Source organism: Bradyrhizobium sp. 62B (assembly GCF_030272265.2).
Taxonomy (GTDB): Bacteria; Pseudomonadota; Alphaproteobacteria; order Rhizobiales; family Xanthobacteraceae; genus Bradyrhizobium.
This window is the reverse complement of sequence record NZ_CP092841.2, coordinates 5,244,659-5,264,929: the sequence shown is the minus strand read 5'-3', so window position 1 is coordinate 5,264,929 and position 20,271 is coordinate 5,244,659. Positions and strand designations below refer to the sequence as shown.

21 protein-coding genes are annotated in these 20,271 nt (G+C 61.8%); 17 read left to right on the top strand and 4 right to left on the bottom strand.

The annotated features are described in order from the left end of the window. The first annotated feature begins 82 nt into the window (after positions 1-82). From ML401_RS25190 to ML401_RS25110, 17 genes are all read left to right on the top strand, one after another. The gene (locus ML401_RS25190) at positions 83-547 is read left to right on the top strand and encodes a DUF2840 domain-containing protein (RefSeq protein ID WP_285807320.1); all 465 of its coding nucleotides are present in this window, start codon (positions 83-85) and stop codon (positions 545-547) included. After that, positions 544-1,056, top strand: coding sequence for a S26 family signal peptidase (locus ML401_RS25185; RefSeq protein WP_285807319.1), 513 nt, complete (start codon positions 544-546; stop codon positions 1,054-1,056). Before ML401_RS25190 ends, ML401_RS25185 begins: the two co-directional genes overlap by 4 nt. A gap of 173 nt (positions 1,057-1,229) precedes the next feature. Then, positions 1,230-1,952: a lytic transglycosylase domain-containing protein gene (locus ML401_RS25180; protein ID WP_285807318.1), complete on the top strand. Its 723-nt coding sequence runs from the start codon at positions 1,230-1,232 to the stop codon at positions 1,950-1,952. A 416-nt stretch (positions 1,953-2,368) separates the two neighbouring features. Further along, a complete protein-coding gene (locus tag ML401_RS25175) occupies positions 2,369-4,132 on the top strand; it encodes a DUF3363 domain-containing protein (RefSeq protein WP_285807317.1) in 1,764 nt (587 codons plus the stop codon). A gap of 21 nt (positions 4,133-4,153) precedes the next feature. Beyond that, positions 4,154-6,136, top strand: coding sequence for a conjugal transfer protein TraG (locus tag ML401_RS25170; protein ID WP_285807316.1), 1,983 nt, complete (start codon positions 4,154-4,156; stop codon positions 6,134-6,136). Between the two features lie 6 nt (positions 6,137-6,142). Beyond that, positions 6,143-6,568, top strand: coding sequence for a CopG family transcriptional regulator (locus ML401_RS25165; RefSeq protein ID WP_285807315.1), 426 nt, complete (start codon positions 6,143-6,145; stop codon positions 6,566-6,568). Positions 6,569-6,723: 155 nt separating this feature from the next. Then, positions 6,724-7,686, top strand: coding sequence for a P-type conjugative transfer ATPase TrbB (gene trbB / locus ML401_RS25160; protein WP_285807314.1), 963 nt, complete (start codon positions 6,724-6,726; stop codon positions 7,684-7,686). Position 7,687: 1 nt separating this feature from the next. Continuing rightward, entirely contained in the window at positions 7,688-8,011 is a 324-nt protein-coding gene (locus ML401_RS25155) for a TrbC/VirB2 family protein (RefSeq protein WP_285807313.1), read from the top strand. Further along, complete coding sequence (locus ML401_RS25150; RefSeq protein WP_285807312.1) at positions 8,011-8,274, top strand: VirB3 family type IV secretion system protein; 264 nt, start codon at positions 8,011-8,013, stop codon at positions 8,272-8,274. Before ML401_RS25155 ends, ML401_RS25150 begins: the two co-directional genes overlap by 1 nt. Positions 8,275-8,284: 10 nt before the next feature. Next, on the top strand, positions 8,285-10,726 hold the full coding sequence (gene trbE / locus ML401_RS25145) for a conjugal transfer protein TrbE (RefSeq protein WP_285807311.1): 2,442 nt from the start codon (positions 8,285-8,287) through the stop codon (positions 10,724-10,726). Further along, positions 10,723-11,451 carry a P-type conjugative transfer protein TrbJ gene (trbJ, locus tag ML401_RS25140; protein WP_285807310.1) on the top strand — a complete coding sequence of 243 codons (729 nt, stop codon included), beginning with the start codon at positions 10,723-10,725 and terminating at the stop codon, positions 11,449-11,451. Before trbE ends, trbJ begins: the two co-directional genes overlap by 4 nt. After that, positions 11,451-11,819 (top strand): putative entry exclusion protein TrbK-alt, encoded by a 369-nt coding sequence (gene trbK-alt / locus ML401_RS25135; protein WP_285807309.1) that lies wholly within the window; start codon positions 11,451-11,453, stop codon positions 11,817-11,819. Before trbJ ends, trbK-alt begins: the two co-directional genes overlap by 1 nt. Further along, positions 11,816-13,045 (top strand): P-type conjugative transfer protein TrbL, encoded by a 1,230-nt coding sequence (trbL, locus tag ML401_RS25130; protein ID WP_285807308.1) that lies wholly within the window; start codon positions 11,816-11,818, stop codon positions 13,043-13,045. Before trbK-alt ends, trbL begins: the two co-directional genes overlap by 4 nt. Positions 13,046-13,143: 98 nt before the next feature. Further along, positions 13,144-13,827, top strand: coding sequence for a conjugal transfer protein TrbF (trbF, locus tag ML401_RS25125; protein ID WP_285812737.1), 684 nt, complete (start codon positions 13,144-13,146; stop codon positions 13,825-13,827). Positions 13,828-13,883: 56 nt separating this feature from the next. Further along, positions 13,884-14,858 carry a P-type conjugative transfer protein TrbG gene (trbG, locus tag ML401_RS25120; protein ID WP_285812736.1) on the top strand — a complete coding sequence of 325 codons (975 nt, stop codon included), beginning with the start codon at positions 13,884-13,886 and terminating at the stop codon, positions 14,856-14,858. Then, on the top strand, positions 14,855-16,063 hold the full coding sequence (locus ML401_RS25115) for a TrbI/VirB10 family protein (protein ID WP_285807307.1): 1,209 nt from the start codon (positions 14,855-14,857) through the stop codon (positions 16,061-16,063). The genes trbG and ML401_RS25115 overlap by 4 nt, the downstream gene beginning before the upstream one ends. A 2-nt stretch (positions 16,064-16,065) precedes the next feature. Next, entirely contained in the window at positions 16,066-16,314 is a 249-nt protein-coding gene (locus ML401_RS25110; protein ID WP_285807306.1) for a DUF2274 domain-containing protein, read from the top strand. Here the strand turns inward: ML401_RS25110 and ML401_RS25105 are convergent. The 4 genes from ML401_RS25105 to ML401_RS25090 form a co-directional block, all read right to left on the bottom strand. Then, the gene (locus ML401_RS25105) at positions 16,278-17,240 is read right to left on the bottom strand and encodes a LysR family transcriptional regulator (RefSeq protein WP_285807305.1); all 963 of its coding nucleotides are present in this window, start codon (positions 17,238-17,240) and stop codon (positions 16,278-16,280) included. The two genes, ML401_RS25110 and ML401_RS25105, sit on opposite strands and share 37 nt — an antisense overlap. 203 nt (positions 17,241-17,443) lie before the next feature. Next, a complete protein-coding gene (locus tag ML401_RS25100) occupies positions 17,444-18,172 on the bottom strand; it encodes a GntR family transcriptional regulator (RefSeq protein WP_285807304.1) in 729 nt (242 codons plus the stop codon). Positions 18,173-18,186: 14 nt separating this feature from the next. Beyond that, positions 18,187-19,194, bottom strand: coding sequence for a nitronate monooxygenase family protein (locus ML401_RS25095; protein WP_285807303.1), 1,008 nt, complete (start codon positions 19,192-19,194; stop codon positions 18,187-18,189). Positions 19,195-19,218: 24 nt separating this feature from the next. Continuing rightward, positions 19,219-20,151 (bottom strand): VOC family protein, encoded by a 933-nt coding sequence (locus ML401_RS25090; protein ID WP_285807302.1) that lies wholly within the window; start codon positions 20,149-20,151, stop codon positions 19,219-19,221. Positions 20,152-20,271: the final 120 nt, after the last annotated feature.

The following is a 20,271-nucleotide window of genomic DNA, read 5'->3' as shown; positions in this document are numbered from 1 at the left end:
TAGCTGGCCCTTGCGGGCCACGCACACTCTCCGCCGAGCCTCAAGCTCATGGCTGCCTGCTCCAGCGTCAGGGAGCCGCCGCATGAGCGATCTCACGGACGTGGAAGTGCTGTGGCTCGAGAAGCGTATCGAAAACCGCATTCGGTTCGGCCGCGTTGTCCAGGAACGCAAGATCGATCGCCACCGGCGTGTCCTGTCATTTGCGCCCGGCAGCATCTTTGCCTTCGTCCGTTGGACCTCCAACGACTTTGGGACAATCATTTCTCGGATCGACATCTTGCGCGCGGTCGCGCCGGGACAGCGCTGCTCGACTGTACCGTACGTGAAGCCCGGCGGACAGATATTGCTGCGGCTGTCTGGTTGGCCAAAGGTCGAACGAGTGCTGCAGATGGTCGATGCCGTCGAGGCCCTCGGTATCGATCCCGCTGATGTTGCGCCTGATCATTGGCATCACGTTCATAACCGTCTGTCCGTCAACGAGAATCCGCGTCCTTATACGAAAGCGCGCCATCAGGCCTGGCTTCATCGCCAAAAGGTGATGCGATGACCGGCCGCTTCATGATGCTGGCCGTGACGATTGGGGTCGCTGCTGCGCTCATCGCGACGATCGTCCTGGAACCGCTCCCGCTCTACATTTGGAATGCATCGGGGAGCGTGCCGGTCGGTCTATACCGGCTGCGGCCAGCGGACCAGCTCCAGGTTACTGACTTGGTCGCCGTGCGGCCTCCGGAGCCGCTTGCGACATTCCTCGAGCTTAACGGCTATCTGCCCATCGGCGTCCCGATGCTGAAGCGCGTGCTCGCCCTTACCGGGCAGAGTGTTTGCAGAACGGGCCTCACGATGTTGGTTGACGAGATTGCAGTGGGCGAGGCGCGGGATCGCGACGGACGCGGCCGGCCGCTGCCGAAATGGCAGGGCTGCCGCGTCGTCGGCGACGGCGAGCTCTTTCTGATGAATTGGCAGTCGGGCGATTCTCTCGATGGGCGCTATTTCGGTTTTCTTCCGGCATCGAGCGTGATTGGTCGTGCGATGCCGGTATGGACGTGGGAGGAGTGATCGTGCGTAGTCCCTGTGTTCCCTCAACCGTTCGTCTGTTCGATCGATTGCGCGATCATTCCTCCGTCCCGATCAAGGTCTGCAAGGCCGGCGTGCGCAGCGACAGTCCAGGGCGGCCAAAGGGCCGGCGCGAAGCAGCATCACCCTGGTCGTGGGTGAGCATAGAGGCATGCTTGGCTCGGTTGGGCTTGGGTGTTTGGGCTATCTCTTCGCTGCTGCTCATCTGCCCTGTGCCGGATGGTGCTGCTGCCGCCGAGAGCGGAGCGGCCGCGGTTCGCGCGGCCACTCAAACGAGCAAGCCATTCGCTGCTATCATCAAAGAAGCCTCGGAGGGCTTCTCAGTTCCGGTGGACTGGATCGGCTCGGTCATCAACGTCGAAAGCGCTGGAGACGTCCGCGCCAGATCGCCGAAAGGCGCAATGGGCTTGATGCAAATCATGCCGGCGACGTGGGCGGAGCTGCGCGAGCGCTACAATCTCGGGGACGACCCCTACGACCCGCACGACAACATTCTGGCCGGTACGGCGTACTTGCGCGAACTGCTCGATCGGTATGGCTCGCCTGGCGTGTTTGCCGCGTACAATGCAGGTCCATCGCGCTATGAAGAGTATCTCGCTGGCGGCTCTTTGCCGGATGAGACGCGAGCCTATGTCGCCAAGCTTGCAAATCTTGTTGCCAGCGAACTGCCACCGAGATGGACGTCCAGCGGACAGTCACCAGCAGCTGCGATGCTGTTCGTCTCGCGATCTGATCCCATGACAAGGCGGGATCGGTTGCCGGCGTTCATGCCGTCGCATGGTGTCATGACCGGAAGCGTCGCGCCCGGTGTTTCGCCCATGATTCCACTGCCTGTTGGCGTATTCGTCTCTCGCCGAAATTCGGGAGCACCGCAATGATCAAGGGTGCGGGTTTGCAAGCCTTGATGTGTTCACCATGCCAGTGATATGTGCCGATGGTTTACGGGCGATGCCTTCGGCCCGCGCTCTACTCGTCGCCTCGCTCCTCACCGAGCCACCCTTCGGGTGTCTCGGCCTTTCGGGTAACGATTGCTATCGCAAGCGCTCGGAAGCAGTCGGGGCTTCTCGAGTTGGCCCCCAGGTTGCGGCGGCTCTTTCGGTATCCGGCGACCGGGAGACAACGACGGCAGGACGGCGAGATAAAAGGGGCTCGCCGGTCGAACCGCAAGCCATTGACATGGCTTGGGTTCTGGGGTGCCGGTCGGTCGGGGCGCGTGCCGCGCTTTGCATTTTGACGAATGCAATCAAAGGCATTTTCGGCACCCTGTGCGCTTTTGATGGTTCGGAGACCCGCCGTGAGCGCGGGTGACAGCGACCTGCGCATTCGGCCCGGGCGCATCCGCAGCACTCGCGCGCCGAAGCAAAAGAGTTTCATCAACCAGGTGCTACGTGCCGCGAAGAAAGCAGGACACACCACGGGCCAGGCCGCGGCTGGCAGGCGTTCTGCGGCCTATGGGCGCTCGACGTTTGGCCGCGGGCGCCTCGCCTTTAGCCGCGCCAGATTGTTCAGCCCGACACGGCGCGTTGTGGTGAAGGCACGTGTCGTCCGGCACAAGGGACGAGCCTTCCGTTTAGCGCCACTGACCGCTCACCTCTCATATCTGAAGCGCGACGGCGTGAGCCGGAGTGGTGAGCGGGCCGAGATGTTCGATGACGGCCGCGATCGCGCCGACAGCGCGGCTTTCGCGGAACGCTGCAAGGACGACCGCCATCATTTCCGGTTCATCGTCTCGCCCGAGGACGCCGGCGACATGACCGACCTGAAGGCCTTCACCCGGGATCTTGCCCGGCAGATGGAGACCGATCTCGGCACGCGGCTCGACTGGGTGGCCGTCGATCATTGGAATACCGACAATCCTCACGTCCATCTTCTCGTTCGGGGCATAGATCAGGAAGGGGCGGATCTCGTGGTCTCTCGCGACTACATCAGCCAGGGCCTGCGCTCCCGTGCCGAGGAACTGGTCGGCATTGAACTCGGGCCAAAGCCGGAGCACGAGATCCGCAATTCGCTGGAGAAGGAAGTCACGGCTGAGCGATGGACGCGGCTCGATCGCGAGATCCGGCTGGCTGCAGATGAGACCGGCACTATCGATCTTCGCCCAGAGAATTCCGGGAAGTCGGATCCAGAGACCCGGCGCTTGATGGTTGGCCGGCTCCAGCACCTGGAGAAGATGGGCCTTGCCGTATCCGCCGCGCCGGGAGAGTGGATGGTCGCGCTCGAAGCCGAGCGTAGCTTGCGCGATCTCGGCATGCGCGGCGATATCATTAAGACCATGCACCGTGCCTTCACCGAACGTGGGGAAGTGCGCGGCATTGCCGACTATATCATCGAAGGTGGCGAGCCAACGTCCCAGATTATCGGACGGCTGGTCGGCCGTGGATTGCATGACGAACTGACCGGCGAGGCCTACGCCCTGATCGACGGAACAGACGGACGTGCGCACCATGTGCGCTTCCGAGGCGTCGACGTTCTTGAGCACGCGCCGCCGATTGGGGGCATCGTGGAAGTCCGACGATTCGGCCAAGCCGGCGATCCGCGGCCGACAATGGTGCTGGCGAGCCGTTCCGATCTTGATCTTGCCGATCAGGTCACTGCAAAAGGAGCAACCTGGCTCGACCACAGGCTGGTCGAACGCGACCCCATGCCGCTCGCGCTAGGCGGATTTGGCGGCGAGACCCGCGACGCCATGGAGGCCCGTACCGAGCATCTGGTTCAGGAGGGCCTGGCGCGGCGGCAGGGCCAACGCATCATCTTGCAGCGCGACCTCTTGAATACATTGCGCCGGCGTGAACTGGACGAGGTGGCCGCAAAAGTCTCGGCCGAGACCCGGCTCCCTTACGTAAAGCCTGACGCCGGGGAGCACGTGGCGGGTACGTATCGCCAGCGTCTAACACTCGCCTCTGGACGCTTCGCCATGATTGACAATGGGCATGGCTTCCAGCTCGTCCCTTGGTCGCGTGAGCTCGAAAATCGGCTCGGCCAACATGTCACCGGCATCGTGAAGGATGGCGGGGGTATCGAGTGGGGCTTTGGTCGCAAGCGCGACCTTGGCCTGTAGCAATGCGGAAGGGCGTTCCCGATGTCCGGAACCAAGATCCTCTGGGGGCAGATGATCGTTGTCGGCCTCATCGTTTTGCTGGCCATCTGGGGAGCAACCGAGTGGACGGCTTGGCGGCTCGCCTGGCAACCGGAGCTTGGTCGGCCCTGGTTCGAGCTGGCAGGCTTCAAGATTTACTATCCACCCGTCTTCTTCTGGTGGTGGTTCGTCTTTGATGCTTATGCGCCGCAGGTCTTTGTCGAGGGCGCTTTCATAGCGGCGTCGGGGACTTTCGTTTCGATCGCCGTGGCCATCGGCATGTCGGTGTGGCGGGCGCGTGAAGCCAAGAATGTCGAGACTTATGGCTCGGCGCGCTGGGCGGGCCTGGAGGAGGTCCGGAAGGCCGGACTTCTTGGTCCTGATGGCGTGGTGCTCGGCAAGCTTGAGCGCGATTACCTTCGCCATGATGGACCGGAGCACGTCTTGTGTTTTGCACCGACCCGGTCCGGCAAAGGCGTCGGACTTGTTGTTCCCTCACTCCTGGCTTGGCCCGGATCAGCGATCGTCCATGACATCAAGGGTGAGAACTGGCAGCTGACCGCGGGCTTTCGCTCGCGGCATGGCCGCGTTCTGTTGTTCGACCCCACCAACCCCAGATCTTCCGCTTACAATCCGCTGCTCGAGGTCCGCCGAGGGGAATGGGAGGTTCGTGACGTCCAAAACGTCGCCGACGTCCTGGTTGATCCCGAAGGCTCGCTTGACAAGCGGAACCACTGGGAAAAGACCAGTCATTCGCTCCTGGTCGGCGCCATCCTCCATGTCCTCTATGCCGAGGCGGACAAGACTTTGGCCGGCGTTGCCTCGTTCCTGTCCGACCCGAAGCGGCCAATCGAGGCGTCGCTCAAGGCGATGATGACCACGCAGCACCTCGGCGAGCATGGCGCCCATCCCGTGGTCGCCTCGACCGCGCGGGAGCTCCTTAACAAATCCGAGAATGAGCGCTCCGGCGTCTTGTCCACTGCGATGTCTTTTCTTGGGCTCTACCGCGATCCCGTCGTGGCCCAGGTGACGCGTCGCTGCGACTGGCGGATCGCCGATCTGATCGCAGATGGCTGCCCGACAACGCTCTACCTCGTCGTGCCGCCCTCCGATATCTCGCGGACCAAGCCTTTGATCCGCCTGGTGCTGAACCAGATCGGACGGCGCCTGACCGAGGACTTGCACGCCCGCGATCGCAAGCATCGCGTTCTGATGATGCTCGACGAATTCCCCGCACTTGGGCGGCTCGACTTCTTCGAGTCCGCGCTCGCCTTCATGGCAGGCTACGGCATCAAGAGCTTTTTGATCGCACAATCGCTCAATCAGATCGAGAAAGCCTACGGGCCCAACAACGCCATACTGGACAACTGTCACGTCCGCGTCAGCTTCGCGACCAACGACGAGCGGACCGCCAAGCGGGTGTCGGACGCGCTGGGCACGGCGACGGAGATGCGGGCGATGAAGAACTATGCCGGTCACAGGCTTAACCCATGGCTGGGGCATCTGATGGTCTCGCGGCAGGAGACGGCAAGGCCGCTGCTGACCCCAGGCGAAGTCATGCAGCTGCCACCGGTGGACGAGATCGTCATGGTGGCGGGCACTGCCCCGATCCGGGCGAAGAAGGTCCGCTACTACGAGGATCCGCGGTTCAGCGAGCGGGTTCTGCCGCCGCCTGATCCTGCGAGCGCGGGCCGATCATCGCGAGCGGACGCATGGTCACGGTTGCTGACTTCGACGGCACCTTCAACTGACCGAGCCGGCGAGGCAGAAGAAGACGTGGCGAACAGCGGGCTCCGCCGTGAGCCCGAACTCCCCGATCATGTCGCGATCGCCAAGGAGACGACCGAGCCGACGCCGGCAGAAGAATTTGCCGCTGTTCTTGACGACGATGATGATGCTGTCCGCCAGTCCCGGCTGATACGCCAGCAGATGCGGGGCGTTGCGCGCCAGGTCGTTATGGACCCGAACGACGGCTTGGAGCTCTGAGGCAATATGCGCGACCGCATGAACGTGTATTTTCCGCCGGAGCTGCTGAAGCAAATCTCAGAGCTCGCCGATCGCAAGAAGCTGTCCCGGTCCGCGATCGTGGAAGCGGCGGTCGCCTCGTTTCTGTCGCCAGATGGTGCGGACAGGCGAGAAGCTGCATTTGCCCGACGCCTGGATCGGCTGTCACGACAGATGCAGAGGCTGGAGCGGGACGTTGGGTTGACGGCCGAGACCTTGGCTCTGTTCATCCGTTTCTGGTTGACGATCACGCCGCCGCTGCCCAGCGATGCGCAGGCGGCCGCGCAAGCCAAGGGCAGGGAGCGTTTCGAAGGATTCGTCGAGGCGCTCGGGCGGCGCCTGCAGAAGGGACAAAGCTTTCTCGGCGAAATTCCGCAAGATATCCGCAGTCCAGATCCAGACGGCGGGACCTGAGCGGAGAGCGGAAGAGCCTTCGTCCCGCTCATTCCTTTTTGTACGCCACTCTACGACCAACGAAAGCGCTTGTTGCATCAAGTCCATCGCTGCCTTTTCTAATCATCCCCATCTGAGGACGCTCTTCTGACGTCCTCACTCGGTGGGGGCGAAGAATGGCTATGCACTCCGTTCAATCGGAAGCGAGTTTGCGTAGTGCGCGGATGCTGCGTAGCGCCCTTGGGCCAGCGATCGCCGGCTACCTCGAAGACGAAGCGGTCATCGAGGTCATGCTGAACCCGGATGGACGGCTGTGGATTGACCGGTTGTCCAATGGCTTGATCGACACGGGCGAAACCCTATCGGCGGCGGATGGTGAGCGCATCGTTCGCCTGGTCGCCCATCACGTCGGCTCCGAGGTGCATACCGGCGCGCCACGGGTGTCGGCTGAACTGCCTGGAACCGGTGAGCGTTTCGAAGGTCTGTTGCCTCCAGTCGTTGCAGCGCCGGCCTTTGCTATCCGCAAGCCCGCGGTCGCCGTGTTCACGCTGGAGGATTACGTCGCCAAGGAGATCATGAGCTCGGAGCAGGCCAGGGTCCTGAGAAGCGCGGTCTCTGCACGGAAGAACATCCTGGTCGCCGGTGGGACATCGACCGGCAAGACGACATTGACAAATGCGCTCCTGGCGGAAGTAGCAAAGAGCTCGGATCGGGTCGTGCTGATCGAAGACACGCGCGAGCTGCAGTGCAAAGCGCCCAATCTCGTGGCTTTGCGGACCAAGGACGGGGTGGCCACGCTATCGGACCTCGTTCGCTCCTCGCTCCGATTGCGTCCTGACCGTATTCCAATCGGCGAAGTTCGCGGGGCCGAAGCGCTCGACCTGCTCAAGGCCTGGGGAACAGGCCATCCCGGCGGCATCGGCACCATTCATGCTGGAAGCGCGCTCGGTGCGCTGCGGCGGCTAGAGCAACTCATTCAGGAAGCCGTCATCACGGTTCCGCGCGCCCTGATCGCCGAGACCATCAACCTCGTCGCCGTCCTGACCGGCCGCGGCGCCGATCGTCGCTTGACCGAGCTCGCCGTGGTTTCGGGGCTTGGCGCTGCCGGCGACTACATCCTTTCAAAAACAGGAGACTGACATGCGTCAGCGATTTCGCTTTCTTAGAGACGCCTCCTTGGCCGTCTTCGGCACTGTGCTTTCGGCAGCAGCGCCGGCATGGGCGGCTGGCTCGAACATGCCGTGGGAGCAGCCGCTCAACCAGATCTTGCAGTCGGTTGAAGGTCCGGTCGCCAAGATCATCGCCGTCATCATCATCATCGTGACCGGGCTCACGCTCGCGTTTGGAGATTCATCAGGTGGCTTTCGTAGGCTGATCCAGATCGTGTTCGGTCTGTCGATCGCGTTCGCCGCCTCAAGCTTCTTCCTTTCGTTCTTCTCCTTCGGCGGCGGTGTGGTGATCTGATGCATGAGCCAGTCGAAGGCTTTGTCGTGCCCGTTCACCGCGCGCTCACCGAGCCGATCCTGATGGGTGGGGCACCACGGTCGGTCGCGATCGTCAACGGCACGTTGGCGGCAGCCCTTGGGCTTGGACTGCGCCTGTGGATCGCGGGTCTCGTCCTCTGGTTCATCGGACACATGGCCGCCGTCTGGGCCGCCAAGCGCGATCCAGCCTTCGTCGATGTGGTGCGCCGGCATCTGCGCATCCCCACCCATCTCGATACCTGAGCTCTCCATCATGATGAATCTTGCCGAATACCGTCGCGCCAACGTGCGGCTCGCTGACTTTCTGCCTTGGGCAGCCGTGGTCGACAGGGGCGTCATCCTCAACAAGGACGGCTCCTTCCAGCGGACGGCGAAGTTCCGAGGACCAGATCTCGACAGTGCGGTGCCGGCCGAACTGGTGGCGGTCGCCGGCCGTATGAACAACGCACTGCGCCGCCTGGGATCAGGGTGGGCCGTATTCGTCGAAGCGCAGCGCCACTTTGCCGGGGCCTATCCGCCGGGCACTTTTCCGGACGTTGCCTCCGCACTGGTAGATGCCGAGCGCAGAGCCCAGTTCGAGGAGGCCGGTGCCCACTACGAGTCCAGTTATTACCTGACCTTCCTCTATCTGCCGCCGGAAGAGGGAGCCGCCAGGGCAGAGCGCCTGCTCTATGAAGGCCGCGATCGGTCTGTTGGCGCAGACGCCCGCGAGCTGCTGCGCGGGTTTGTCGATCAAACCAGCCGGGTGCTGCAGCTCTTCGAGGGCTTCATGCCGGAATGTGCCTGGCTCGATGATCAGGACACGCTGACCTACCTGCACTCGACGGTATCGACCAGGCGGCATCGTGTTCGCATGCCTGAAATTCCCATGTACATCGATGCGCTGTTGGCCGACCAGCCCCTGACCGGCGGGCTCGAGCCGATGCTCGGCTCGACCAATCTTCGCGTTCTGACCCTCGTAGGCTTTCCAGGCGCAACGAGCCCGGGAATCCTCGACGATCTGAATCGCCTGTCATTCGCGTATCGTTGGACGACCCGGGCGATCTTGCTCGACAAGACCGACGCCACCAAGCTGCTGACCAGGATTCGGCGGCAATGGTTCGCCAAGCGAAAGTCCGTGGGGGCGATCCTCAAGGAGGTCATGACTAACGAGGCATCGACGCTGCTCGATACCGACGCCCACAACAAGGCACTCGACGCCGACGCGGCGTTGCAGGAGCTAGGCTCGGATCAGATCGGACAGGCCTTTGTCACGGCGACCATCACCGTCTGGGACCGCGATCCGGGCGCAGCCGATGAAAAGCTGCGGCTGGTCGAGAAGGTCATCCAGGGCAGGGACTTCACCTGCATGATCGAGACGGTCAACGCTGTCGAAGCCTGGCTCGGCAGCCTGCCAGGGCAGGTCTATGCAAATGTGCGGCAGCCACCCTTGTCGACGCTCAACCTCGCTCACATGATACCAATGTCGGCTGTTTGGGCCGGCGAGGCGAGGGATCTGCACTTCGATGGTCCCCCGCTTCTGTTTGGCAAGACTGAGGGGTCGACCCCGTTCCGGTTCTCCCTGCACGTTGGCGACGTTGGCCATACGCTGGTGATTGGACCAACAGGTGCCGGCAAGTCAGTCCTGCTAGCGCTGATGGCGCTACAGTTCCGGCGTTACCCAAACGCGCAGATCTTTGCGTTCGATTTCGGCGGTTCGATCCGCGCGGCCGCGCTCGCCATGGGTGGCGACTGGCACGACCTCGGCGGCGCATTGTCTGAAGGCGAGGAAAGTCCGGTCGCTCTGCAACCCTTGGCCTGGATCGATGATCCTTCCGAGCGCGGATGGGCTACGGAATGGATCGGCGCGATCCTGGCACGGGAAAAGGTCGAGATCACACCGGAGGTGAAGGATCATCTGTGGTCCGCGCTGACGTCACTTGCCTCTGCGCCGCTACCTGAGCGCACCCTGACCGGCCTGTCGGTCCTGCTACAATCGAACGCGCTGAAACGCGCCTTGCAACCCTTTTGCCTGGGCGGACCCGCCGGGCGGCTGCTTGACGCCGAGTTCGAGCGCCTTGGCGAATCTTCGGTCCAGGCGTTTGAGACCGAAGGTTTGATCGGAACGAGCGCTGCGCCCGCCGTTCTGGCGTACCTCTTCCATCGCATTGGTGATCGGCTCGATGGGCGGCCCACGCTCCTCATTGTCGATGAGGGTTGGCTTGCCTTGGATGATGGGGATTTTGCCGGGCAGCTGCGGGAATGGCTGAAGACGCTGCGCAAGAAGAATGCCTCCGTCATCTTCGCGACCCAGTCGCTCTCGGATATCGACGGCTCTGCGATTGCGCCGGCGATCATCGAAAGCTGTCCAACGCGTCTGTTGCTGCCGAACGAACGGGCGATCGAGCCGCAGATCGCTTCTATCTATCGCCGCTTCGGCCTCAATGATCGTCAGATCGAGATGCTGAGCCGGGCAAGCCCGAAGCGCGACTATTACTGCCAGTCGCGCAGGGGCAACCGGATGTTCGAACTCGGCCTTGGAGAGGTTGCGCTCGCATTCACCGCAGCGTCTTCCAAGACAGACCAGGCTGCCATCGCACAGCTCCTCGCCGAGCATGGACCTGACGGCTTCGTGCCGGCCTGGCTCCAGCACCGTGGCGTCGCCTGGGCCACAGACCTGATCCCCGGTCTCGTCAATCTGGAGAAATCGCAATGAGGCGTCGTGACTTATTGGTAGCTGCCGGCACGGTCGCGCTTGTGCTCGGCGTAACCGCACCCGCGCGAGCGCTGGTCGTCTTTGATCCAAACAACTACGTTCAGAACGTCCTGACCGCCGCGCGCGAACTCCAGCAGATCAGCAATCAGATCACCTCGTTGCAGAACGAAGCGCAGATGTTGATCAATCAGGCGAAGAACCTGGCAAGCCTGCCGTATTCGTCGCTGCAGCAATTGCAATCCTCGATCCAGCGGACCCAGCAATTGCTGGCCCAAGCCCAGCGCGTTGCCTATGACGTCCAGCAGATCGATCGCGCGTTCTCGACCAGCTATGCGCCGGTCAACGGCAGCCAGTCCAGCCAGGTGTTGATCACCAACGCTCAGTCGCGGTGGCAGAACTCCGTTGCTGCATTGCAGGACTCCCTTCGCGTCCAGGCCGGCGTGGTCGGCAACCTCGATACCAATCGCATCCAGACGTCGGCGCTCGTTACGTCGAGCCAGGGTGCCAGTGGAGCTCTGCAGGCAACTCAGGCCGGCAATCAGATCCTGGCGCTCCAGGCGCAACAACTCGCCGATCTTACGGCTGCGGTGGCGGCGCAGGGCAGGGCGCAGAGCCTCGAAGCAGCTCAGCGCACTTCAGCCCAGGATCAGGGGCGCGAGCAGCTCAGGCGGTTTCTGACACCCGGGCAAGGCTACCAGTCCCGTGACGTACGGATGTTCCACTGATGAGCGATGTAGGGGCACTCAAGGCGTCGTCACTGCTTGGAATCATCGGCGTATTCGCCGTGGCTGCCTGCACCATACAGCTTCGTGGCAGAGAGGATTCTTCGCCGCCGAAGGCAGACCAGACGAGCGGCGCAACGAGCTCAGACCTTTCGCGCTGCCGGAGCATCACTTCGGAGGACACGGCAGGCTATCAGCAATGCAAGCGGGTTTGGGACGAACACCGGCGCCGCTTCTTTGGCAAGAAAGACGGTGCTGCAGCTCCCAGCCCCGATGAGTCAGCCGCCAGCTTGCCGCCCGCCTCGAAGGATCAAAGCCGGATACCGCCGGGATATTCGCCGCTGGCGACACCTGAGGGGGGCAAGCCATGACCGGTACGGGGATCATCGACCACTTCCTGGAAACGTTCACGCGATATATCGACAACGGGTTCGGCCTGCTGGGCAGCGACGTCGGATATCTCGCAACGACGCTTGCCGCGATCGACATCACACTCGCCGCGTTGTTCTGGAGTTGGGGTCCGGACGAGGACATCATGGCGCGCCTCGTCAAGAAAACGCTCTTCGTCGGCATCTTTGCCTACCTCATCGGCAATTGGAACAGCCTGGCGCGCATTGTCTTCGAAAGCTTTGCCGGCCTCGGGCTGAAAGGATCAGCTGCAGGCCTCTCTGCCTCGGACTTCCTGCGGCCTGGAAAGATCGCGCAGGTCGGGCTCGATGCCGGCCGGCCATTGCTCGAATCGATCTCCAATCTCATGGGCTACATCAGCTTCTTCGAGAATTTTGTCCAGATTGTCGTTCTCCTGTTCGCCTGGATCGTGGTGTTGCTCGCCTTCTTCATTCTGGCGATCCAACTCTTCGTCACCTTGGTCGAGTTCAAGCTGACGACGCTTGCCGGCTTTGTGCTCATTCCCTTCGGCTTGTTCGGCAAGACCGCCTTCGCAGCAGAGCGCGTTCTGGGCAATGTCGTATCCTCCGGAATCAAGGTCCTGGTCCTGGCCGTCATCGTCGGCATAGGCTCGACCCTGTTCTCGCAATTCACAGCAGGCTTTGGCGGCGCGCAGCCGACCATCGAAGACGCAATGACCCTGGTCCTTGCGGCGCTCTCGCTGCTCGGCCTCGGCATCTTCGGTCCGGGTATCGCAAACGGCCTGGTGTCGGGAGGCCCCCAACTGGGAGCCGGTGCCGCGATTGGCACAGGCATCGCCGCCGGCGGCATTATTGCTGTGGGCGCTGGCCTCGCCGCCGGCGGTGCTGGACTTGCTGGCGGCGCGATTGCCGGTGCCGCGCGCGGTGGAGGCGCCGTCTTGAGCGGAGCATCCGCCGCCTATAGAAGCGGCGGCCTTGCTGGCGTTGCGGAGGCTGGCGCCTCGGCAGCCATGAGCCCATTGCGCCGCGCAGCAGCCACACTCAGCGGAGGTCCGCAAGCCGGTGGGCAGGCCGCGAACAATTCGGCTGAAGAGCAGCCCGATTGGGCGCGCCGCATGAAGCGTTCCCAAACCATTCGACATGGTGCGTCGGCAGCCGGACATGCGGTCCGCTCGGGCGATCATGGCGGTAGCGGATCCTCGGTCGACCTGTCGGAAGGAGAGCGTTGAATGGCCGGCGGCGCGCCTTTCGCTTGCCGTGCGGGAATGACTTAGCCAGGCCGCGGCATCACTTCAAACGTATCACCAGAGCTCAGGGGCAATTGTCGATGTTCAAAAGACCTTCCGTACATTACGGGCGGATGCCCGAACCAATCACGCCTTACCAGAAGGCGGCCCAGGTTTGGGACGAACGCATTGGATCGGCACGCGTGCAAGCCAGGAACTGGCGCCTGATGGCATTCGGCGGCCTGATGTTGTCGGCTGGTCTCGCTGGCGGCCTTGTGTGGCAATCAAGCCAGGGCTCGATCACACCCTGGGTGGTCGAAGTCGATCGTCTCGGCCAGGCCCAGAGGGTTGCACCAGCCAACGTCGACTATCAGCCGACAGATGCCCAGATCGCTTACCATCTGGCACGCTTCATCGAAGATGTCAGGGGCCTGCCGGCGGACGGCATCGTTCTGCGCCAAAACTGGCTGCGCGCCTATGATTTTACGACCGATCGCGGGGCTGCTGCGCTCAACAACTTCGCGCGCAACAATGACCCGTTTGCCAGGCTGGGAAGGCTGCAAATCTCCGTCAATGTCTCAAGCGTCATTCGCGCCTCGCCTGAAAGCTTTCGGGTTGCGTGGACCGAGCGCACCTACGACAGCGGTTCGCTGAGCTCGACCGAACGCTGGACTGCCATTCTCACCATCGTGATCGAAACGCCGCGCGACGCAGACCGCCTGCGCAAGAATCCCCTCGGCGTCTACGTCCGCGCCATCAACTGGTCGAAGGAGCTCAATCAGTGATCAAGACGTTTTCTCGCGTTCGATCGACGTATCGCTATGCGCAAAAGAGGCTCCATTTGGCCAAGGCCGAGTTCGGAAATACTAGGCGTACGTTGTTGACCGTTCTTCTGCTTGGTTCGTCGGCGCTGGGCGGCTGCGCGAGCTACATCCCACCTGAGATCAGCTATGACGCGGAAGTCCCGCCATTGGCAGCGGCTCCAGCGGCTCCCGATATCAGGTCGCGGCCGCTTCACGTGCCGCCGCTCTGGAAGCCGGCTCTCGGCGGCAAGCCGGGAGGGAAGGAGGACGCTGAACCGGTGGGACGGGTTGAGACCGCAAATATCGCAGCGCGGGTCGAACCGCGAAAGCGCGGATATTTCAACGCAGCTCAGATCTACGCCTACAGTCCGGGGGCGCTGTATCAGATTTATGCAGCGCCAGGGCAGATCACGGATATTGCGCTCGAGGAGGGAGAACAGTTGACGGGATCGGGGCCGATCGCGGCCGGAGATACCGTACGCTGGGTCGTTGGCGATACCGAGAGCGGGAGTGGCGACACCCGGCGGGTCCATATCCTGGTCAAGCCAACCCGCGCATCGATCGAGACAAACCTCGTCGTCAATACCGACCGGCGGACCTATCTGATCGAGCTCCGCTCCCGCGAGCGGCCATACATGCCTTCCGTTGCCTGGTACTATCCTGAAACGGTACGCGAACGATCGCATTTTGCTGCTCTGAAACCCGTCCTTCCGGATGTGGCGCAGCGCATCTCTCGCTATGCCATCGAAGGAGACAGCCCTCCCTGGCGGCCGCTCGCCGCATATGACGATGGCCGCAAGGTCTACATCGAATTCCCGCAAGGCATCGTGCAGGGCGAGATGCCTCCACTCTTCGTCATCGGTCCTGATGGCAGAACCGAACTCGTCAACTATCGCGCTTACGGCAATACGTTGATCGTCGATCGGCTGTTTGCTGCCGCCGAACTCAGGCTCGGCGGTGAGTATCAGCAGAAGGTCAGGATCGTCCGGACCGACGGGAGACCGTCGTCATGAGCACGAATGGAGAGGATCGTGCGCAAGAAGTCCAGCCCGAGACCCAAGCGGAGCCGTCCGAGAGCTTCCGTTTGAGAGCAGAGCACCCACGGGTGACACGGTTGTCACGGAAAGTCCTGGCTGGCGGGAGCGGTCTCGCATTGCTCGTCATCGGTGGAGCAGTGCTTTGGTCTCTACAGAACAATCGCCCCCGAAACCAGGCGGCCGATGAGCTCTACAGCACCGATCATCACACCGTCGCCGACGGGATTGCGACGTTGCCAAAGGACTATGCTGGCGTTCCGCGCCAGCCGATCCCGCAGCTAGGTCCGCCGCTTCCGGGGGACCTAGGTCGACCTATCCTTGCCGCGCAAGGCCAGTCACCCCCTGTCGGCCTAGATCCGGAACAGCAGCGGCGGGATCAAGAGGTTGAGGCAGCCCGTATCAGCCATTTGTTCGCTTCGACCAATGGGAGAGAAATGCGTCCGGCCACCGCTTCCGCGGTTGGAAGCGACCGCGCCGGGCCGCTGACCGCAACCAGCAGCGGCGAAGATGGCTCTGCGCAGAGCGGCCAGGATCATAAGCTTGCGTTCGTGAACGCCTCGGTGGATCGTCGCACCCTCAGCCCTGACCGCATCACCAGGCCGGCTTCTCCATATATCCTGCAGGCTGGGACCGTCATACCGGGAGCTTTGATCACCGGAATCAGATCAGATCTTCCTGGCCAAATCACCGCTCAGGTCACTGAAAACATCTACGACACGCCCACTGGTCGGTTCTTGCTGGTGCCGCAGGGGGCGCGCCTGATCGGGAGCTACGATAGCCAGGTCACATTTGGCCAGTCTCGCGTTCTGCTCGTCTGGACCCGGCTGATCATGCCGAATGGACGTTCCATCGTCCTCGAGCGGCAGCCTGGCACTGACACCGCAGGTTATGCAGGGCTGGAAGATCAGGTCGACAACCACTGGGGTGAACTGTTCAAGGCTGCAGCATTGTCCACGCTTCTGGCTGTCGGTACCGAACTGGGAGCGGGCTCGGACAGCAACAGCAACGACAGCGCGATCATACGGGCGTTGCGGCACGGCGCCTCGGACTCACTCAACCAGACGGGACAGCAGGTGGTTCGTCGTAGCCTTAACATCCAACCAACTCTGACGGTCCGACCCGGTTTCCCGGTGCGCGTTCTCGTCAATCGTGACCTCATACTGGCGCCTTACGGAGGATAGGGATGGCCAAGCTAAAAATTGGAGCCCTGCCGGACGACAAACCGGTCAAGGTCACGATAGAGCTCCCGGCGTCAGTGCATCGGGATCTCGTCGCCTATGCAGAGGCCGTGGCACGGGAAAGCGGGCAGCGCACCGATCCGGAAAGGCTGATCGCCCCCATGTTGTTGCGATTCATGGCCACAGACCGGGGATTTGCGAGGATTCGGCGAGCCGCTCATTCGCCCAGGGGAGGCGGCGGCGGAGAGGGATAGCGCTCGGCCAGCAGGTCGAGGAAGCGATGCAGAATGGGGTTGTCACTGTCATGACGCCAATGAGCGTAGAAATCCAGCCGGCTTGATCCCAGTCCGTCTTGTAATTCCCGGTACACCAGCCCCGCGAAGCTCGCTCCGATATCGGATTCCATGACGAGGCTAAGCCCAAGTCCCATGCTGACCAGGCTCTTGATAATGCCACGGCTCACGTCATGATGCTCGATCTTCGGACGATCCTCAGGCAGCAGTAGCTTCGCCATCAGGAGATCTTCAAGCTCTCGTCCAGGGTCATATTGGCTTAAGAGTATGGTTTGCTCCCGCAAATCGGTCCAGTGGATAACCTCGCGCCCCGCAAATGCATGGTCCTCTGGAAGCGAGATCAGGATACGCTCACTCCAGAGCGGCAATGCCTTGGTCTCCTTGGAGAACAATCGTCCAGGGCTGAGGACGAGATCGACGGTCCCGTTTCGGAGCGCAGTCATCAGTCGAATGCGGGAGCGCTCGACAGTCGCGAGCTCGATATGTGGAAACTGTCTCTTGAATTCCTTAAGGGTCGCCCGCAAATGCCCTGTGGAAATGGACGTGCAGAAACCCACGGTAAAGTGCCCAGGGCCGCCGCGGCCGCCGGCGTGAGCTGCTTCGGCCAGCGTGTCGATCTGTTCCAGAATGAGCCGAGCGATTCGAAGCACTGTCCGCCCTGCCAGCGTAGGCTTGATACCTCCACTGGATCGCTCGAACAACGAAGTGCCTATCAGATGCTCAAGCTGGCCTATGGAGCGACTCAGCACCGTGTGTTTGACTGAAAGCACGTCGGCAGCGCGCCTAAAGCTCCCACAATCGCACGCAACTACGGCCAATCGAAGCTGTTGCAGGCTGATTGCGCTTGCAAGGCTCCTCCGGCTCTTTCCCTTTGTAGCATCGCCCATAGGATCACGACTCGCGGACGGCAGGCAGTCAGCCGCCTTCACAAAACTCGAGTTTACTGATCGCGTTTGTTTACATCGAAGCTTTGACTTCAGGGCCTCGTTAACTCAAACGTCCCTCGAACTACAAAGCCGCTGATAGGCGAATGTCGCTGTCGCCGGACCATTAGCGCGATAGCGCCAGGCGGCGAATGCGGCGCCGTACACTAACGTGCGTATCCCTGGCTGCCAGCTTTCATAGCCAGCAGGATATTCTTGCCAGTGGTCTCGATATGACGAGCCAGGATGCGGCACGCAGCATCGGCGTCACGCTTCAAGGTCGCTGCAAGGAGCTCCTTGTGCTCAGCTGCAATATCCCGGCGCGGCGGATTCCTTCGTACGAACAGTTTTCGATACCGGTGGCTCATGTCGAACAGGGTTTGACAGAAGCTCAGGAGCTGCGGTGCATTCGAAGCCCGGATGAGCGCATCGTGGAAAGCCTTGTGGCGCTGCTCCCATTGCTCGAAGTATGGTTCTATCCAGCGTTGGTCGTCGAGCTTGCTCAAGACGTGATGCGCGGAAATGATCTCAGCTTCCCATCCGTCGTCTCCCTTCTCGATCGCGCTTCTCAGCGCTTTCGTTTCGAGAATGGTTCGCAAATCGATCACTTCGAGGAGATTCTCTTTTGAAACAGGGGCCACCGCGAAGCCGCGTTGATCCTGGGACGTAACCAATCCTTCAGCCACGAGGCGAGTCAGAGATTCTCTCAAGGGGCTCAGGCTGACCCCGAGTTCCTCCCGCAATTCCTCGAGATGAAGTTTGCTCCCGGGCGGCAACTTCCCATTGATAATGTCCAACCGGAGCCGCTGACCGATAGCGGCAGCTCGCGAGGAATGTGCTTTCCCGCCGGCGCCGCCCGCCGATGCACTTTCGTCTCCTTCCACACGGCTCCTCATTGTGACTCCGCTCGTCAGCTGGCTTTGTGCAGTCGCGAAACGCGAGCCAATTCCCGCTCCGCCTGGTCTACGATTCCCGCAAGGATATCATCAACCGGCAGGATCTGGTGAACGAGCTGTGTAGATGCTCCTGCGTAGAGGGGGCCGGCTTCCCACTCGCCTTCCATTGCCGCCCAGGGGGCTGCAACATCGTAGCGGAGCAATGGTTTGCCATTCGGGAAGCGGGAGATGACGTCTGCTTCTCCGGGCCGCCGCCCGTTGGCAGGCTGGCCAGACTTGATCCAGCTTTCGTAGGTCGAATTACGAATGACCCGGTGCGGTGAATTCTGCCAGCCGGAATCGAACAATTTTGTCTCGACCAGATCTGCGGCCGTCGCCTCGACGACCTTGTCCTTGTAGCCGGGGTGGTTCGCCGACTCCCGACTGGCAACAAACCGTGTTCCCATCCAGACGCCACAGGCGCCCAGCGACAAGGCGGCGAGGAGACCTCGACCGTCAGCAATCCCTCCAGCAGCGATTACCGGGAGCCCGTCTGCCGCATCCACGATGGCGGGAAGCAGGGACATGATCGGTGCGCTGCCGACCAGATGGCCGCCGGCTTCTCGCCCCTGTGCAACGATCCAGTCCACGCCGAGCTGCCGCGCACGTCTGGCATCCTCGACCGAGCCGATGGTCCAGAACACCTGGCCGCCGGCCTCTTTGATGGCCGGGATATGTTCAGCAAGGTCACCGTGCCACATAGAGAAATGTCTCACGCCCGCGGCCAGAGCGGCGTCGAGCCGCTTTCGTTGGTCAACGATCAATGTCAGGTTGACGCCGAAGTGCCCGTTCGTCGCCCGGCTGATCGCGCTCAACTCACTTGCCACGGTGTCCTCAGGCATATGCATGAGTGCGACGAAACCGAAGCCCCCGGCGCGCGAGACGGACGCGAGGAAGTCCGCACTAGAACCGCGCCCCAGGGGCGCTGCAATGATCGGGGCCTTCAGCCCGAGCGACTTGGTCAGAATGGTCTCAAATGGCATCGTCGATCCTTTCAAGCCCCTCTTTCAAGTCCAGTCCTTCATCCAGGAATCTGGTGGCTGAGGTCCCCACATGTTCACAAGGAATGAGAACGGCTCGGTCAGTTGTGAAGGCGGCTGTTCATGGCCAACCATTTCCATGGGGCTGGTGATTTCAATGCGATTTCCGAATGGATCCCGGACGTAGATGAAAATGCTTTTGGCCGGCTTGTGCCGACCGGGGCCGTATTCTGCAGTCACTCCCAGCCGCGCGAAATGATCGCCGATCTTCAGAAAGTCCACCTCGTCAATTTCCAGCGCGATGTGGTGGAGACCAGCGCGACCTGAGAACAATGCAAACTGATGATGAAATTCGTTGGCCCGAACGAATGCTGCAAAGAGGTCTTCCCCGCCAGGCGGTTTGGCGAAGTCGGTCATTCTGAACCCGACCTTCTGAAAGAATTCCGCTAGGCCAGCTACGTCAGGCGTCCTCAGCTGAACATGGCTCGCCACAATGTTGAAAGCGCCGAGCTGGGGCTGACGGGCGCCGCCTCGCGGCTTGTCCGCAGCAGGGTCAACCATGAATTCAATGTCCGAACCGATCGGAAGCTGAATACGCGAAGCTGCCTCCGCGCCGGGCCGGGCATCGCCGCCGGAGTCTTTCGGCGAGATTCCGGCCGCGGAGAGTTTTCGTCGGATATTTGCGAGTGCGTGGTCATCTTTGACTAGAAGACTAACGTACTCCAGTCCAGTGCCGCCCTGGGACAAGGCTACAGTGATCTTACCCGAAAGGGGCGCGGCCAGATATGTGCGGCCGTTGGCGCGCCCGGCATTCTGCAGCCCCAACACCGAGCAATACCAGGCGGCCGCACGCTCGATATCCGGAACACGGATCGAAAAATGGTCGACCTTCAGGATTTCACCTCGCATCCAGGCTGAAGGCTGCGCCGACGAGGCAGCGGGTTTGGCAGTTGCAGACATCTCTACCTCCGTGTTGCGGGATCAGAAGGAGGCCCGCCTGGTCAACTAATTAGATCTCATCAATTCCCCATGTCAATATCGGTGATGCTAAGAAAATCGATTTTAGTTGACTGCACCGAT

What these genes read in the sequence shown, in the direction of transcription:
- trbL (WP_285807308.1), top strand. Translation starts at nt 11,816, where the DNA reads ATGACCGGTACGGGGATCATCGACCACTTCCTGGAAACGTTCACGCGA.
- ML401_RS25170 (WP_285807316.1), top strand. Translation starts at nt 4,154, where the DNA reads ATGTCCGGAACCAAGATCCTCTGGGGGCAGATGATCGTTGTCGGCCTC.
- ML401_RS25115 (WP_285807307.1), top strand. Translation starts at nt 14,855, where the DNA reads ATGAGCACGAATGGAGAGGATCGTGCGCAAGAAGTCCAGCCCGAGACC.
- trbF (WP_285812737.1), top strand. Translation starts at nt 13,144, where the DNA reads ATGTTCAAAAGACCTTCCGTACATTACGGGCGGATGCCCGAACCAATC.
- ML401_RS25185 (WP_285807319.1), top strand. Translation starts at nt 544, where the DNA reads ATGACCGGCCGCTTCATGATGCTGGCCGTGACGATTGGGGTCGCTGCT.
- trbB (WP_285807314.1), top strand. Translation starts at nt 6,724, where the DNA reads ATGGCTATGCACTCCGTTCAATCGGAAGCGAGTTTGCGTAGTGCGCGG.
- ML401_RS25150 (WP_285807312.1), top strand. Translation starts at nt 8,011, where the DNA reads ATGCATGAGCCAGTCGAAGGCTTTGTCGTGCCCGTTCACCGCGCGCTC.
- ML401_RS25090 (WP_285807302.1), bottom strand. Translation starts at nt 20,151, where the DNA reads ATGTCTGCAACTGCCAAACCCGCTGCCTCGTCGGCGCAGCCTTCAGCC.
- ML401_RS25155 (WP_285807313.1), top strand. Translation starts at nt 7,688, where the DNA reads ATGCGTCAGCGATTTCGCTTTCTTAGAGACGCCTCCTTGGCCGTCTTC.
- ML401_RS25105 (WP_285807305.1), bottom strand. Translation starts at nt 17,240, where the DNA reads ATGGGCGATGCTACAAAGGGAAAGAGCCGGAGGAGCCTTGCAAGCGCA.
- ML401_RS25165 (WP_285807315.1), top strand. Translation starts at nt 6,143, where the DNA reads ATGCGCGACCGCATGAACGTGTATTTTCCGCCGGAGCTGCTGAAGCAA.
- ML401_RS25190 (WP_285807320.1), top strand. Translation starts at nt 83, where the DNA reads ATGAGCGATCTCACGGACGTGGAAGTGCTGTGGCTCGAGAAGCGTATC.
- ML401_RS25100 (WP_285807304.1), bottom strand. Translation starts at nt 18,172, where the DNA reads ATGAGGAGCCGTGTGGAAGGAGACGAAAGTGCATCGGCGGGCGGCGCC.
- ML401_RS25095 (WP_285807303.1), bottom strand. Translation starts at nt 19,194, where the DNA reads ATGCCATTTGAGACCATTCTGACCAAGTCGCTCGGGCTGAAGGCCCCG.
- trbJ (WP_285807310.1), top strand. Translation starts at nt 10,723, where the DNA reads ATGAGGCGTCGTGACTTATTGGTAGCTGCCGGCACGGTCGCGCTTGTG.
- trbK-alt (WP_285807309.1), top strand. Translation starts at nt 11,451, where the DNA reads ATGAGCGATGTAGGGGCACTCAAGGCGTCGTCACTGCTTGGAATCATC.
- ML401_RS25110 (WP_285807306.1), top strand. Translation starts at nt 16,066, where the DNA reads ATGGCCAAGCTAAAAATTGGAGCCCTGCCGGACGACAAACCGGTCAAG.
- trbE (WP_285807311.1), top strand. Translation starts at nt 8,285, where the DNA reads ATGATGAATCTTGCCGAATACCGTCGCGCCAACGTGCGGCTCGCTGAC.